General features: G+C 72.4%; 15 protein-coding genes. 7 read left to right on the top strand and 8 right to left on the bottom strand.

Annotated elements, in window-relative coordinates; genetic code table 11:
• Positions 1-71 precede the first annotated feature (71 nt).
• Complete coding sequence (locus tag ACZ4O3_RS16735; protein WP_467722684.1) at positions 72-797, top strand: VWA domain-containing protein; 726 nt, start codon at positions 72-74, stop codon at positions 795-797.
• A gap of 86 nt (positions 798-883) precedes the next feature.
• Positions 884-2,545 carry a cytochrome bc1 complex cytochrome b subunit gene (gene qcrB, locus ACZ4O3_RS16730; RefSeq protein ID WP_362718196.1) on the top strand — a complete coding sequence of 554 codons (1,662 nt, stop codon included), beginning with the start codon at positions 884-886 and terminating at the stop codon, positions 2,543-2,545.
• A gap of 26 nt (positions 2,546-2,571) precedes the next feature.
• On the opposite strand, the gene ACZ4O3_RS16725 is transcribed toward qcrB, so the two are convergent.
• Together ACZ4O3_RS16725 and ACZ4O3_RS16720 are read right to left on the bottom strand one after the other, a co-directional pair.
• Positions 2,572-3,534 carry an acyl-CoA dehydrogenase family protein gene (locus ACZ4O3_RS16725; RefSeq protein WP_362718193.1) on the bottom strand — a complete coding sequence of 321 codons (963 nt, stop codon included), beginning with the start codon at positions 3,532-3,534 and terminating at the stop codon, positions 2,572-2,574.
• A gap of 1 nt (position 3,535) precedes the next feature.
• Positions 3,536-4,675 (bottom strand): acyl-CoA dehydrogenase family protein, encoded by a 1,140-nt coding sequence (locus ACZ4O3_RS16720; RefSeq protein ID WP_467722854.1) that lies wholly within the window; start codon positions 4,673-4,675, stop codon positions 3,536-3,538.
• Between the two features lie 53 nt (positions 4,676-4,728).
• Between ACZ4O3_RS16720 and ACZ4O3_RS16715 the strand changes: the two genes are divergently transcribed.
• From ACZ4O3_RS16715 to ACZ4O3_RS16705, 3 genes are read left to right on the top strand one after another with little or no spacing between them, the layout of a single operon-like run.
• Positions 4,729-5,517, top strand: coding sequence for an SDR family oxidoreductase (locus ACZ4O3_RS16715; RefSeq protein ID WP_362722991.1), 789 nt, complete (start codon positions 4,729-4,731; stop codon positions 5,515-5,517).
• Between the two features lie 15 nt (positions 5,518-5,532).
• Positions 5,533-6,144: a TetR/AcrR family transcriptional regulator gene (locus ACZ4O3_RS16710; protein WP_362722989.1), complete on the top strand. Its 612-nt coding sequence runs from the start codon at positions 5,533-5,535 to the stop codon at positions 6,142-6,144.
• A gap of 46 nt (positions 6,145-6,190) precedes the next feature.
• Positions 6,191-7,348: an acetyl-CoA C-acetyltransferase gene (locus ACZ4O3_RS16705; protein ID WP_467722682.1), complete on the top strand. Its 1,158-nt coding sequence runs from the start codon at positions 6,191-6,193 to the stop codon at positions 7,346-7,348.
• A gap of 106 nt (positions 7,349-7,454) precedes the next feature.
• Here ACZ4O3_RS16705 and ACZ4O3_RS16700 read toward each other — a convergent pair whose 3' ends face one another.
• Genes ACZ4O3_RS16700 through ACZ4O3_RS16680 form a run of 5 tightly spaced genes read right to left on the bottom strand, consistent with a single transcriptional unit; the run spans position 7,455 to position 11,091 of the window.
• Positions 7,455-7,709, bottom strand: coding sequence for an SIMPL domain-containing protein (locus tag ACZ4O3_RS16700; protein WP_362722983.1), 255 nt, complete (start codon positions 7,707-7,709; stop codon positions 7,455-7,457).
• Positions 7,706-8,770 (bottom strand): NAD(P)H-dependent flavin oxidoreductase, encoded by a 1,065-nt coding sequence (locus ACZ4O3_RS16695; RefSeq protein WP_362722980.1) that lies wholly within the window; start codon positions 8,768-8,770, stop codon positions 7,706-7,708. Before ACZ4O3_RS16695 ends, ACZ4O3_RS16700 begins: the two co-directional genes overlap by 4 nt.
• Positions 8,770-9,498, bottom strand: a complete 729-nt coding sequence (locus ACZ4O3_RS16690) for a CoA-transferase subunit beta (RefSeq protein WP_467722680.1) — start codon at positions 9,496-9,498, stop codon at positions 8,770-8,772. Before ACZ4O3_RS16690 ends, ACZ4O3_RS16695 begins: the two co-directional genes overlap by 1 nt.
• A complete protein-coding gene (locus ACZ4O3_RS16685) occupies positions 9,498-10,346 on the bottom strand; it encodes a CoA transferase subunit A (RefSeq protein ID WP_467722678.1) in 849 nt (282 codons plus the stop codon). Before ACZ4O3_RS16685 ends, ACZ4O3_RS16690 begins: the two co-directional genes overlap by 1 nt.
• Positions 10,339-11,091, bottom strand: a complete 753-nt coding sequence (locus ACZ4O3_RS16680) for an enoyl-CoA hydratase family protein (protein WP_467722676.1) — start codon at positions 11,089-11,091, stop codon at positions 10,339-10,341. Before ACZ4O3_RS16680 ends, ACZ4O3_RS16685 begins: the two co-directional genes overlap by 8 nt.
• 101 nt (positions 11,092-11,192) lie before the next feature.
• On the opposite strand from ACZ4O3_RS16680, the gene ACZ4O3_RS16675 reads away from it, so the two are divergent.
• Together ACZ4O3_RS16675 and ACZ4O3_RS16670 are read left to right on the top strand one after the other, a co-directional pair.
• A complete protein-coding gene (locus ACZ4O3_RS16675) occupies positions 11,193-11,975 on the top strand; it encodes an SDR family oxidoreductase (RefSeq protein ID WP_467722674.1) in 783 nt (260 codons plus the stop codon).
• Between the two features lies 1 nt (position 11,976).
• A complete protein-coding gene (locus tag ACZ4O3_RS16670) occupies positions 11,977-12,882 on the top strand; it encodes an SDR family oxidoreductase (protein ID WP_467722672.1) in 906 nt (301 codons plus the stop codon).
• An 11-nt stretch (positions 12,883-12,893) separates the two neighbouring features.
• Here the strand turns inward: ACZ4O3_RS16670 and ACZ4O3_RS16665 are convergent, their stop codons facing one another.
• A complete protein-coding gene (locus ACZ4O3_RS16665) occupies positions 12,894-13,787 on the bottom strand; it encodes a hypothetical protein (RefSeq protein ID WP_384988309.1) in 894 nt (297 codons plus the stop codon).
• Positions 13,788-13,881: the final 94 nt, after the last annotated feature.

Genomic DNA, 13,881 nt, shown 5'->3' with positions numbered 1-13,881 from the left:
GGGCAGGCGCCGCCGCGTCTCCGCGGTCAAGTAACCTCGGCCTCCTGAACCAGGGCGAGGGGGAGCAGGGCATGGCGGCGATCAGTCTCAGCAAGGTGGAGGAGACCGCGCCCGCGCTGGTCGGCGCCTACCGCTCCGCCGGGGTCTCCCTCGCCAGACACGGTCTCGACGGACTGCGCGCCGCCGTCTACCTGGTCGTCGACTACTCCGGCTCCATGAAGCCGTACTACGCGGACGGCAGCGTGCAGAGGCTCGCCGACCGGGTCCTCGGCCTCTCCGCGCACCTGGACGACGACGGGCGGGTGCCCGTCGTCTTCTTCTCCACCGACGTCGACGCGGTCGCCGACATCGAACTCGCCGGGCACGAGGGCCGTATCGAGAAGATCGCGGCCGGGCTCGGGCACATGGGGAGGACCAGCTACCACCTGGCCATGGACGCCGTCATCGACCACTACCTGGACAGCGGCGCCACCGCGCCCGCCCTGGTCGTCTTCCAGACCGACGGCGGCCCGATCAACAAGCCCGCCGCCGAACGCTACCTGTGCAAGGCGGCCAGGCTGCCGTTGTTCTGGCAGTTCGTCGGCTTCGGCGACCCGCACAGCAGGCAGTTCGACTTCCTGCGCAAGCTCGACGAACTGGCGGTGCCGGGCAAGCGCGTGGTGGACAACGCGGGTTTCTTCCACGCCGGTTCGGACCCGGGGAAGGTGCCGGACGGTGAGCTGTACGACCGTCTCGTCGGCGAGTTCCCGCGATGGCTGGCGGCGGCGCGGGCGGCGGGCGTCGTGCGGGGCGACTGAGCCGGCCGACTTTACGCGGCCCCGTTGGCTGTAGCGCCGCGGCGTGCCACCCTGAGGGGTGATCCGGCGGGGAGGCGACGCGACGTATGGACGACGCGGCACGAACGGTGAACGGCTCGGTACGGGCGGGGACTTCGGCCGACAGGGTGAACCCGCCCGGCAAGGGTGAGAGGCTCGCGGACTGGGCCGACGGGCGCCTTGGGATATACGGCCTGGCCAAGGCCAACATGCGCAAGGTGTTCCCGGACCACTGGTCCTTCATGCTGGGCGAGGTCTGCCTCTACAGCTTCCTCATCCTGATCCTGACGGGCATCTACCTCACCCTGTTCTTCGAGCCCAGCGGCGCCGAGGTGGTCTACCACGGCTCCTACGAGCCGATGAACGGCATCGTCATGACCAAGGCGTACGAGTCGACCCTGCACATCAGCTTCGACGTGCGCGGCGGACTGCTGATCCGGCAGATCCACCACTGGGCGGCGCTGGTCTTCGTGGCCGGGATGTTCGTCCACATGATGCGGGTGTTCTTCACCGGCGCCTTCCGCAAGCCGCGCGAGGTCAACTGGCTGTTCGGGTGGACCCTGCTGTTCCTCGCCATCCTCACCGGCCTGACCGGCTACTCGCTCCCGGACGACCTGCTCTCGGGCACCGGAGTCCGGTTCGCCGACGGCGCGATCCTGTCGATCCCGATCGTCGGCTCGTACATCTCGTTCTTCCTGTTCGGCGGCGAGTTCCCGGGCCACGACATCATCTCCCGGTTCTTCCCGATCCACGTCCTGCTGCTGCCCGGGATCATGCTGGGGCTGGTGGTGGCCCACCTGATCCTGGTCTTCTACCACAAGCACACCCAGTACCCCGGCCCCGGACGCGATCAGAAGAGCGTCGTCGGCATGCCCTTCCTGCCGGTCTACATGGCCAAGGCCGGCGGCTTCTTCTTCCTCACCTTCGGCATCCTCGCGATCATCGGCGCCATCGCCACCATCAACCCGGTGTGGGCGTTCGGGCCCTACCGCCCGGACCTGGTCACCACGGGCGCGCAGCCCGACTGGTACCTCGGCTTCTCCGAGGGACTGATCCGCGTCATGCCCGGCTGGGAGATCAACGCCTGGGGCCACACCCTGGAGCTGGGCGTCTTCATCCCCTTCTCGGTCTTCCCGCTCTTCCTGCTGGCCATCGGCGTCTACCCGTTCGTCGAGGCGTGGATCACCGGCGACAAGCGCGAGCACCACATCCTCGACCGCCCGCGCAACGTCCCCGTCCGCACCGCCCTCGGCGTGGCCTGGCTCAGCATCTACGGCGTCCTGCTGATCGGCGGCGGCAACGACGTCGTCGCCACCCATCTCCATCTCTCCATCAACGCGATCACCTGGTTCGTGCGGATCTCCGTCTTCGTCGCCCCCGTCCTCGCCTTCGTCACCACCAAGCGGATCTGCCTCGGCCTGCAGCTCCGGGACCGCGACAAGGTGCTGCACGGCAGGGAGACCGGCCTCATCAAGATGCTTCCGCACGGCGAGTACATCGAGGTCCACGAACCCCTCAGCCAGGGCAGCCTGTTCGTCCTCACCCAGCACGAACAGAACCCGCCCTACGAGATCGGCCCGGCCGAGGACGCGAACGGGGTACGCCGCAGGGTCACCCTCGTCCAGCGGGTCCGCGCGAGCCTGGCGAAGGGCATGTACGGCCCGGACACCCACGTCCCGAAGCCGACCCGGGAGGAGTTCAGGGAACTGACCAGCGGCGATCACCACTAGGGCGCAAGCCCCCGCCGGCCCGCGGTTCAGACACGGCCTTCGAGTACATCCTTGCGGCACTCCTCCGGCGTTCCCCAAGCCCCCCGCAGCGCCCGCGCCTTGGTCAGCCACAACGACAGGTCGTACTCCGCCGTGTAGCCGATCGCCCCGTGCAGGTGCAGCGCGGCCCTGGAACCGAGGTGCGCAGCCTCGCACGCGGCCAGCTTCGCCGCCGCCACATCCGGCACGGTCATCGTCACCGCCGCCCCGAGGACCAGCGGCCGGGCGAACTCCAGCGCGATCTTCACGTCGGCCAGCCGGTGCTTCACCGCCTGGAACGAGCCGACCGGCACGGCGAACTGGGTCCGCGTCCCGACGTAGGCCACGGTGCTGTCGAGCAGCGCCAGGCCGACCCCCAGCGCCTGCGCGGCCACCGCCAGCCGGGCCCAGGTCAGCGCGTCCGCCCAGGCCGGCTCCGCGCTGATCAGCTCACCGACCGGGGCGAGCGGGGTGAGGCGGCGCGCGGGGTCCAGGGACCGGCGTACGGCACCGGCGCCGGGGGACAGTCGCACGCCCTCCGGCGTCGCGGCGAGCCGCACATCCGCCGCGTCCCCGTCCAGCGCGTACCCGTACCCGTGTTCGGCGACCGTCACCGTCGCCAGGGTCCGTCCCGCGGCTATCCCGGGCAGGAACCGCTCGGCCGGATCCGGCTCCGCACCGAGCAGCACCGCCGCGGCCACCGTCTCCACCAGAGGTCCGGGGACCGCGTACCGCCCCAGCTCCGTGAACGCGAGCGCGAGTTCGACAGGGCGGCGCCCCTCCCCTCCGTACTCCTCGGGCACCGCGAGACCGAACACCCCCGCCGCGCCGACACGCGCCCACAGCGCCCGCCCGCTCGTGTGCTCCCCGCGGCTCCACTCCCGTATCACCGCCGGTGTGTCCGCTGCGGTCAGCAGCGCCCGCAGGGAGCCGGCGAAGTCGCGCTGCTCGGTGTCGAGGCGGAAACGCATGTCAGCGGCGTCCCTTCGGCAGGCCGAGGAGACGCTCGGCGATGATGTCGCGCTGGATCTCGTTGGTGCCCGCGTAGATCGGACCGGCCAGGGAGAAGACGTATCCCTCGGCCCACGGCGTGTCCGCCGACTCGCCGTCGGTGCCGAGCAGGTCGAGGGCGGTCTCGTGCAGCGCCAGGTCCAGCTCGGACCAGAACACCTTGTTCAGACTGGACTCGGGGCCGAGCGCCGCACCGTCCAGGAGGCGGGAGGCGGCAGCGTAGGTGAACAACTGGTAGGCGCGGGCGCCGACGACCGCGTCGGCCACCCGGCCCGCGGCGGACTCCGGGGCGCCCTGGGCCCGCCACAGGTGCAGCAGCCGGTCGGCGGCGGCCAGGAACCGGCCCGGCGACCGCAGCGTCAGCCCCCGCTCGTTGCCCGCCGTCGACATCGCGATCCGCCAGCCCTGGCCGGGCTCGCCGATCACGTCCTCGTCGGGGACGAACACCTCGTCCAGGAAGATTTCCGCGAAGGCGGGCTTTCCGTCCAGGCGGCCGACCGGGCGGACCGTGACCCCCGGGCCGCGCAGGTCGAACATCAGGTAGGTGAGCCCTTGATGAGGTCTGGGCGCGTCCGGATCGCTGCGGAACAGGCCGAACGCGCGGTCGGCGAAAGCGGCCCGTGACGACCAGGTCTTCTGGCCGCCCAGCAGCCAGCCGCCGTCCGTCCGAACCGCCCTCGACGTGAGGGAGGCGAGGTCCGAACCGGCACCGGGCTCGGACCAGGCCTGCGCCCAGACCACCTCACCGGTGGCCATCGGCGGCAGGATCCGGGCGCGCTGCTCCTCCGTGCCGTGGTCGAAGAGGGTCGGGGCGAGCAGGCTCACGCCGTTCTGCCCGACCCGGCCCGGCGCGCCCGCCGCGTGGTACTCCTCCTCGAAGACCAGCCAGCGCATCAGATCGGCGTCCCGGCCGCCGTACCGCTGCGGCCAGGACACCACCGACCAGCGGTCCGCGGCCAGTTCGGCCTCCCAGGCGCGGTGTGCCGCGAAGCCCCCCGCGGTCTCCAGGGAGGGCAGCGGGGGGTCGGGCACGTGCTCCGCGAGCCAGGCGCGGGCCTCGGCGCGGAACTTCTCGTCGGCCGGGGTGTGGGTCAGGTCCACGGTCGCCGTCACCGTCCTTCCCTAACAAGTGTTTGGTAGGTTAGCGTGGGCCCATGACAGGCGTCGAGAGCCCGGAGTACGTGCCCGGGCACGGGCTGCTGGCGGGGCGCACGGCCGTGGTGACCGCCGCGGCCGGGGCCGGGATCGGCGGTGCCACCGCGCGCCGCTTCCTGGAGGAGGGCGCGCGCGTGCTGATCAGTGACGCGCACGCCCGCCGGCTGAAGGAGTACGAGGCCGAGCTGGCAACCGCGCATCCGGGCGCCGTGACCGCGGTGCCCTGTGACGTGACCGACGAGGGACAGGTGCGAGCCCTGTTCGAGACCGCCGTACACAACCACGGCAGTCTGGACATCGTCGTCAACAACGCCGGTCTGGGCGGGACTTCGGCACTGGTCGACATGGAGGACGAGCAGTGGGCGCGGGTCCTGGACGTCACTCTGGGCGGCACCTTCCGGTGCCTGCGCGCAGCCCTGCGGCTCTTCCGTGACAGCGGACGGGGCGGGGTCGTCGTCAACAACTCCTCCGTCGTCGGCTGGCGGGCCCAGGCCGGACAGGCGCACTACGCCGCCGCCAAGGCCGGGGTGATGGCACTGACCCGGTGCGCGGCGATCGAGGCGGCCGAATTCGGCGTGCGGGTCAACGCGGTGGCGCCCAGCCTCGCCATGCACCCCCACCTGGTGAAGGTGACCTCCGCCGAACTGCTGGAGGAGCTGACCGCGCGCGAGGCCTTCGGGCGGTACGCCGAGCCCTGGGAAGTGGCCAACACGATCGTCTTCCTGGCGTCCGGCTACTCCTCGTACCTCACCGGAGAGGTCGTCTCCGTCAGCAGCCAGCACCCGTAGGACCAGAATGTATCCGTGCCGACCAAGAAGAAGCCCCAGGTGACCGCCGCCCCCGCCCGGCGCCGCGAACTCCTCGAAACCGCCGCCGAGGTCTTCGCCGAGCAGGGCTACAACGCCACCACCGTACGCAAGATCGCGGACCACGCGGGCATGCTCGCGGGCAGCCTCTACTACCACTTCGACTCCAAGGAATCGATGCTGGAGGAGATCCTGCGGACCTTCCTCGACGAGCTCTGGGGCCGCTACGACACCGTCCTGGACGCCGGGCTCGGTCCCCGCGAGACCCTCGAAGCCCTGGTCACCGAGTCCTTCCGGGAGATCGACCGGCACCGCGCGGCCGTGGCGATCTACCAGAAGGAGAGCAAGCAGCTGGTCGCGCAGGAGAGATTCACCTTCCTCGCCGAGTCGCAGCGCAGGTTCGAGAAGGCGTGGCTGGCCACGCTGGAGCGGGGGGTCGCCGCGCGCGTCTTCCGCGCCGACCTGGACGTGCGCCTGACCTACCGGTTCGTGCGCGACACCGTGTGGGTCGCCGCCTCCTGGTACCGGCCCGGCGGACAGCACAGCCCGGAGGAGATCGCCCGGCAGTACCTGTCGATGGTGCTGGACGGGATCGCCGTGCGTGAATAGCCCACCCATTCGCTGAAAGCCCCTTTCTGCCGAGGGAGTCGCTGACATGGCCGAGGCCTACATAGTCGAAGCGGTACGCACGCCCGTCGGGCGGCGCCGGGGCGGACTGAGCGGGGTCCACCCGGCCGATCTGGGCGCCCATGTGCTGACCGCCCTGGTCGAGCGGTCGGGCATCGACCCGGCCGCCGTCGAGGACGTCGTCTTCGGCTGCCTCGACGCGGTCGGACCGCAGGCCGGTGACATCGCCCGCACCTGCTGGCTGGCGGCCGGGCTGCCCGAGGAGGTGCCGGGCGTGACCGTCGACCGGCAGTGCGGCTCCTCGCAGCAGGCCGTGCACTTCGCCGCGCAGGCCGTGCTCTCCGGCACCCAGGACCTGGTGGTCGCGGGCGGTGTCCAGAACATGTCCCAGGTCCCGATCGCCTTCGCGTCCCGGCAGGCCGCCGAGCCGCTGGGGCTGACCGAGGGCCCCTTCCACGGCAGTGACGGCTGGCGGGCGCGGTACGGCCGACAGCCCGTCAACCAGTTCGCAGGCGCCGAGACGATCGCCGCCAAGTGGGGCGTCAGCCGCCGGGACCAGGAGGAGTTCGCCCTGAACTCCCACCGCAGGGCACTGCGCGCCATCGACGAGGGCCGCTTCGAACGCGAGATCGTGCCCTACGGCCCGGTCGCCGTGGACGAGGGCCCGCGCCGCGACACCTCCCTGGAGAAGATGGCCGCCCTGAAGCCGGTCGTCGACGGCGGCACCATCACCGCCGCCTGCTCCTCACAGGTCTCCGACGGTGCCGCCGCCATGCTGCTCGCCTCCGAGCGGGCGGTCCGCGAACACGGGCTGCGGCCCCGTGCCCGCGTCCACCACCTCTCCGTCCGCGGCGAGGACCCCATCCGGATGCTCTCCGCCCCGATCCCGGCCACCGCGCACGCCCTCAAGAAGACCGGCCTCACCATCGACGCCGTCGACCTCGTCGAGATCAACGAGGCCTTCGCCCCGGTCGTCCTCGCCTGGCTCAAGGAGACCGGCGCCGACCCCGCCAAGGTCAACGTCAACGGCGGCGCGATCGCCCTCGGCCACCCCCTCGGTGCCACCGGCGTCCGGCTGATGACCACCCTTCTGCACGAACTGGAGCGCACCCAGGGCCGTTTCGGCCTCCAGACCATGTGCGAGGGCGGCGGCCAGGCGAACGTGACGATCATCGAGCGGCTCTGACGGGCCAAAGGCGCCGGCCCGGCAGACTTCCTGCCCGCCGGGTCAGCGTCCGAGAGGGGAGCCCATCGGCACGGCCACCGACACCTCCACCGTGCCCGGCGCCAGATCACCCGGCCGAGCCGCCGCCCCCGCCCACGTGGCCCTGATACCGGCTGTACACCGACCCGGCGGCCACGTCCGTGATGTGCAGCACCGTGCCGAGCGGCACGCCCGCCGCCTCCGTGGACACCCCGGCCCTGCGGCGGGCCGCCGCTACCGCCTCGCGGCGTGCCTCGTCCCGCAGGGCCGGCTTGTCGCGCACGTCGAAGTCCGCCCGGTCGACCACATCGATTCCCCACGGTCTGCCGACCGTCTCCGTCATCCGCGCATTGAGGCACCCGTCCCCGGCAGCGCACCGATGATTTCCCGGGCTTCGGCCATCACCCTGTCCACCAGCTCCGCGCACGACGGCAGGTCGTCGATCACGCCGGCGACCTGGCCGGACGCCATCACCCCGACGTCCGTGCGGCCGTCGACCATCGCCGATCTGAGCAGCATCGGCGTGTTCGCGGCGAGCAGGACCTGACTCCAGGTCAGGTTCCTGCCGTGCCGCAGGGCGAGACCGTCGCGGAGCAGCTGCCGCCAGGTGAGGCCGGACAGGCCCCGGAAGGCGGCCGCGTGGCGCACCGCCCGCAGCAGCCGCCGGGTCCGGCCGGTGTTCTCCAGGGAGTCGACCAGCGGGGTGCGCAGCATCCGGTGCGGCAGGCCGTCCACCGCCCTGGTCACCGTGACGTCCTTGACCGCGGCCGCCAGATACCTCGCCTTCACCGCGTCCGGCACCGTGGAGTCCGAGGTGAGCAGGAAGCGGGTGCCCATCGCCACCCCCGCCGCCCCGTAGGCCAGCGCCGCCACCAGTCCCCGGCCGTCGAAGAACCCTCCGGCGGCCACCACCGGTATCCGCACCGCGTCCACCACCTGCGGCAGCAGTACGCTCGTCGCCACATCGCCGGTGTGCCCGCCGCCCTCACCGCCCTGCACGATCACCGCGTCCGCACCCCACGCCGCGACCTTCTCGGCGTGTCGCCGCGCTCCCACGGAGGGGATCACCACCACGCCCGCCTCCTTCAGCTCGGCGATCAGCCCGGGGGCGGGGGCGAGCGCGAAGGACGCCACGCGCACACCCCCGTCGACGATCAGCCGCACCCTCTCGCCCGCGTCGGCCGCGTCCGCCCGCAGGTTCACCCCGAACGGGGCGTCCGTGCGGCACCGCACCTCGGCTATCGAGGCCCGCAGCTGGTCGAGGGTCATCGTCGCCGAGGCCAGGACGCCGAGGGCCCCGGCGTTGGCGGTCGCGGAGACCAGACGGGGGCCCGCCACCCAGCCCATCCCCGTCTGCACGATCGGATGCCGGACCCCGGTCAGCCGGGTGAGCGCGGTCTCCATCAGCCCGCCACCTCCTTCGTTCGCGCGCCGGCCGGATCCAGCACCTCGCGGATCAGCCGCAGCTCCCCGGGGGTGGGATCGCGGGTGTACGGCACCTCGTCCGGGACGGTCAGCTCGAAGTCCGTGGCCTCCCGCACCTGTTCGACGCTCACCCCAGGATGCAGCGAGGCCAGCCGCATCGAGCGGTCCGGGGTCTCGAAGTCGAGGACGCCCAGGTCGGTGACGACCCTCGGAATGCGGTGGAAGCGTTCCGTGCCGGGGTGCTCGGCGACCCGGTCGTACCCCACCCCGCACACCATGTCGACCTTCGCCACGAACACCCGCCGCGAGTGCTTCGGGACCCAGTAACTGGTCGGGTTGTTCAGCGTGTTCAGGGGCGCACCACGGACCCCGAGCAGCTGGCGACGGGGCCGGGGCCAGTCGCCGATGGCCGAGATGTTCTGGTTGCCGTACCGGTCGAGCTGGCTCGCACCCATCATCACGTGCCGGCGGCCACCTGACACCAGGGCCAGGTGCTGCCGGTAGGGCAGCCAGCCCTCGGGTGTGCCGTCCGGGCGGACCAGCAGCGCCTCCCCGTCGGTCAGCAGCAGGTCCGGGGCGAAGGTGTGCCGGGCCAGCCGGGCGCCCAGGGAGGGGATCAGGCCCATCGGGCTCGCCAGGATCTCACCGCAGCCGCGCCAGGCCTCGGCGCAGGCGATGACGCAGTGGTCGGCGCGCAGTACCTCCATCAGCCCCGCTCCTCCTGCCAGTTCCGCACGGCCGCGTGGTAGTCCTGTTCGTCCCCGGCCAGGAATCGCTCGGAGAACTTCGCCCACGGGGTCCTCGCGTACAACCGCTGGAAGTCCTCGTCCCGCCCGTGGTCGGGCGCGCAGGAGGTGAAGTGCGCGCCACCCGGGGCCTCCACGACCCCCGTCACGTGCAGCCGCTTGATCAGCAGTGACTGCGCGGCAGCCGCCTTCGTCAGCTCGGCGGTGTCCACGATCTGTTCGCAGGAGACGTAGGCCGCATCCGCCGCCTCGCAGAACAGGTCGTCGAAGTAGGGGTCCGGGCCCAAATACTGCCCGTTGCCCAGCCGGTCGGCGCGGTTGACGTGGACCAGGGCCGCGTCCAGGCGCAGCGCGGGCATCGCCACGAACGTCTCCCCGTCGGCGTACGGCGAAGTGACGGTCCGTAAACCCGGGTTGACCCGCATGACGTCCGAGCCGATCCCCGCGCGCACCGGCAGGAACGGCAGGCGGTCGGCGGCCGCCCGCAGGCCCCACATGAACATGCCCTCGTCCACCTCCGTCAGCTCGAGGGCCCCGCGCTCGCGCGCCGCCCGGTAGTGCGGTTCCAGCGGGATGGAGTCGAGGGTGACGAAGGCCGTCACCAGCCTGCGCACCCGGCCGGCCGCGGCCAGCATCCCGACGTCCGGGCCGCCGTAGGAGACCACGGTCAGATCGTTGATGCCGCTCCGGATCACTGCTCTGACCAGGGCCATCGGCTTGCGTCGGGAACCCCAGCCACCGATGCCGAGGGTCATGCCGCTGCACAGCCGGGCGACGGCCTCGTCGGCGGTCATCGTCTTGTCAGTCACTCCCCGCACCCTCCTTCCCGAAGGTGTCACGGACCTGGTCGGCCACCCCGCTGAGGGCGGCCTCGAAGGTGAAGCCCTGTTCCAGGCGGTAGCTGCGCCGCACGTCGACGGGGTCGATGCCGTTGATGGCGGCCTTGGCCAGGCGCAGCAGCCGGCCGTCCTTGGCGGCTATCTCCCGCGCCAGCTCCATCGCCGCGGACAGCAGTTCCCCGCGCGGCACCACCCGCCACACCGAGCCGTGCGCGTGCAGCTGGGCCGCGGTCGCCGTGCGCGAGGTGTAGTACAGCGTCCGCATCAGATGCGGCGGGACCAGCCGGGCCAGATGCGTGGCCGCGCCCAGGGCGCCCCGGTCCAGCTCGGGCAGCCCGAAGACGGCGTCCTCGCTCGCCACGATCGCGTCCGCGTTGCCCACCAGGCCTATCCCGCCGCCCAGGCAGAAGCCGTGCACGGCCGCCACCACCGGAATCTCGCAGTCGTACACCGCCGCGAAGGCCTTTGCGCAGCCCCGGTTGGCGCCGAGCAGCGCCTCGTGCCCGCAAGCCTGTATCTCCTTGATGTCCACGCCCGCGTTGAATCCGCGGCCCCGTGCGGCCAGCACCACGCACCGGGTGCCGGGGTCGCGGCCCGCCGCGGACACCGCCTCCGCCAGCGCGGACCAGCCGCGCACCGGCAGCGCGTTCACCGGCGGGTGGTCGACGGTGACCAGCGCGACGCCCTTTTCCGGAAACGAGGTGGAGACACCCATGGACGCATCAGCTACCTTCGCACTCAACAACCTTTCCACCAAACATTTGTTAGGTGTGAGGCTTCGAAGCTAGCAGCCGGTGCGAGCGAGCGGGAGGCCCTGTGGAAAACCTGGCGCGAGGCGCCGCGGACGACTCGCTGCGCGGCCGGACCGTCGTGGTCACCGGCGGTACCCGGGGCGTGGGCGCCGGGATCGCCCGGGCCTTCGCCGACGCCGGCGCACACGTGGTGACCTGTGCCCGCCGACCGCCCGGACAACCCCTCGAACGCGTCGAGTTCACCCCCCTCGACCTGCGCGACCCGCCCGCCGTGCGCGCCTTCTTCGACGCCCTGCCCCGGGTCGACGTGCTCGTCAACAACGCGGGCGGCACCCCCTACCGGCGGCTCGCCGAAGCGGACGCCGAACGGCACGCCCGGGTGATCGAACTGAACCTCCTCACCCCGCTGACCGCCTCCCTCGCCGCGTACGAACACCTGCGCCGGGCCCGGGGAGCCGTGGTGATGATCGGCAGCGTCAGCGGCGGCCGCCCCTCGCCGGGCTCGGCCGCCTACGGCGCGGCCAAGGCGGGACTGGAGAGCCTCGCCCGGTCCATGGCGGCGGAGTGGGCACCGCAGGTCCGGGTCAACACGCTGGTCGTCGGCATGGTCCGCACCGAGCTGGCCCACCTCCACTACGGCGGTCGGGACGGCATCGACGCCGTCTCCCGCACCGTCCCGCTCGGCCGCCTCGCCGCCCCGTCCGACGTCGGCGCCGCCGCGCTCTTCCTCGCCTCCGACGCGGCCGCCTACATCAGCGGGGCGAGCCTGCTCGTGCACGGCGGCGGGGAACGGCCGCCCTTTCTCGATGCCGCAACTGCCAACAAGCCGTCCGACCAGGAGGACTGAGATGAGCGGAATCTGCGCGGGCCGGGTCGTGGTCGTCACCGGCGCCGGGCGCGGGCTCGGCCGGGCGCACGCGCTGGCCTTCGCCGCCGAGGGCGCCCGGGTCGTCGTCAACGACCTCGGCGTCGGCCTCGACGGCGGGCCGGGCCCGGACAGCCCCGCCGGGACCGTCGTGGACGAGATCCGCGCGGCCGGTGGCGAGGCGGTCGCGCACGGCGGTGACGTCGCGACCACCGCCGGGGCCGCCTCGCTGATCGCGACGGCCGTGGAGAGCTACGGCCGGCTCGACACCCTCGTGAACAACGCCGGCTTCCTGCGCGACCGCATGCTCGTCAACCTCGGCGAGGACGACTGGGACGCGGTCGTGCGGGTGCACCTCAAGGGACACTTCCTGCCGCTGCGGCACGCGGCCGCGCACTGGCGGGCCGAGGCCAAGGCGGGCCGCACCCCGGCGGCCCGGATCGTCAACACCAGCAGCGGCGCCGGACTGCTGGGCTCGGTCGGGCAGGGCAACTACAGCGCCGCCAAGGCCGGCATCGTCGGCCTGACCCTGGTCGCGGCCGCCGAACTGGCCCGCTACGGCGTCCACGTCAACGCCGTCGCCCCGGCCGCCCGCACCCGGATGACCGAGCGCACGTTCGCCGCGACCATGGCCGCCCCCGGCTCCGGGTTCGACACCATGGCACCCGGGAACGTCTCCCCGCTCGTGGTCTGGCTGGGCTCCGCCGCGAGCGCGGGAGTCACCGGGCGGGTATTCGAGACCGAGGGCGGCCGGATCACCGTCATGGAGGGCTGGCGAGCGGGGCCGACCGCCGACAAGGGCGCCCGCCGGACCCCGGCCGAGGCGGGGGAGACGGCACGGGAACTGCTGGCCGGCGCGGCGACGCCGGGGGCGGTGTACGGAGCCTGAGGGGGCGGACCCTAGGTGTCGCACTCCAGCACCGTCCGGCACAGCGAGCACCGGGCCCGGACCCGGCCCCGCACCGGCACCCTGATCCGCTGGTGGCAGGTCGGGCACGGGAAGGAGACCCGCAGCCGGCCGCCGTCGTCGGGCGTGAAGGTGTAGGCGGTGCCGGACCGCGGGGCCGGAGCCGCCGCGGGAGCGTGCCGGCGGTCCCGGGCGTAGCGGCGGCGGCCCGCCCAGCCCGCCGCGGTGAGCGGCGGCTGCTCCCCGTCCTGGCGGGCCCGGGCCATGCCCTTCTCGTACGCCGTGTAGGCCTGCGGACTGGTGAACCAGACGGACGGGTCCTCGTGGAAGACCAGCGCCCGCTTCGCCAGGACGTAGCCGAACTCCTCCGGGGTGAGGTAGCCGAGCTTCTGCGACGCCTCCCCGTGCTCCCGGTAGGCGTCGAGCAGCAGCCAGCCCGCGCCCAGGTAGGTGGTCGCGGTGTCCGTGAGGATCTCGTTCTCCGCGGTGCTCGGGAAGGACAGGTCCAGCCGGTGCAGATAGACGTGCATCACCTCGTGGGCGAGGGCCGCGCCGATGTCCCGGCGATGGGTGCGGAACCGGTCGTTCAGCTCGATGAAGTACTCGGGTCCCGCGGTGAGTTCGACGTTCGCGGCGTGGGTCATCTCCCGGAAGCCGACGATCATCCGGGCGTCCGGCAGCCGGAAGTGCCGGACCATCTCGTGGGCGACCCGCTGGGCGCCGAGGTGGAGGTCGTCGGTGTCACAGAACGCGACGTCGGCGGGGAGCACGCTGGTGGCGAAGGTCTGGACGGTGTCGTACGACAGCCGCCGGTACAACGCCGTGACGGCGGCCCGCACGGTGTCCAGGTGCGGGTAGCCGTGTTCCACCGGGCCGCCGTTCGCCACGTCTTCCACCCCCACCGACGCCGCTGGAGCTGTCTTTCACATTATGCGGGGGACGGGGGAGATCGGGGGGCCGAGGGTTGTTCGGACACTGCGG

This window comes from Streptomyces sp. NPDC026515 (genome assembly GCF_055567595.1).
The sequence above is the reverse complement of the archived record's forward strand: the minus strand, read 5'-3'. Positions and strand labels throughout refer to the sequence as shown.

Coding starts and splice junctions, on each gene's coding strand:
- ACZ4O3_RS16715 (WP_362722991.1), top strand. CDS start 4,729: ATGACAGGCGTCGAGAGCCCGGAGTACGTGCCCGGGCACGGGCTGCTG.
- ACZ4O3_RS16695 (WP_362722980.1), bottom strand. CDS start 8,770: ATGGAGACCGCGCTCACCCGGCTGACCGGGGTCCGGCATCCGATCGTG.
- ACZ4O3_RS16700 (WP_362722983.1), bottom strand. CDS start 7,709: ATGACGGAGACGGTCGGCAGACCGTGGGGAATCGATGTGGTCGACCGG.
- qcrB (WP_362718196.1), top strand. CDS start 884: ATGGACGACGCGGCACGAACGGTGAACGGCTCGGTACGGGCGGGGACT.
- ACZ4O3_RS16705 (WP_467722682.1), top strand. CDS start 6,191: ATGGCCGAGGCCTACATAGTCGAAGCGGTACGCACGCCCGTCGGGCGG.
- ACZ4O3_RS16690 (WP_467722680.1), bottom strand. CDS start 9,498: ATGGAGGTACTGCGCGCCGACCACTGCGTCATCGCCTGCGCCGAGGCC.
- ACZ4O3_RS16735 (WP_467722684.1), top strand. CDS start 72: ATGGCGGCGATCAGTCTCAGCAAGGTGGAGGAGACCGCGCCCGCGCTG.
- ACZ4O3_RS16670 (WP_467722672.1), top strand. CDS start 11,977: ATGAGCGGAATCTGCGCGGGCCGGGTCGTGGTCGTCACCGGCGCCGGG.
- ACZ4O3_RS16725 (WP_362718193.1), bottom strand. CDS start 3,534: ATGCGTTTCCGCCTCGACACCGAGCAGCGCGACTTCGCCGGCTCCCTG.
- ACZ4O3_RS16680 (WP_467722676.1), bottom strand. CDS start 11,091: ATGGGTGTCTCCACCTCGTTTCCGGAAAAGGGCGTCGCGCTGGTCACC.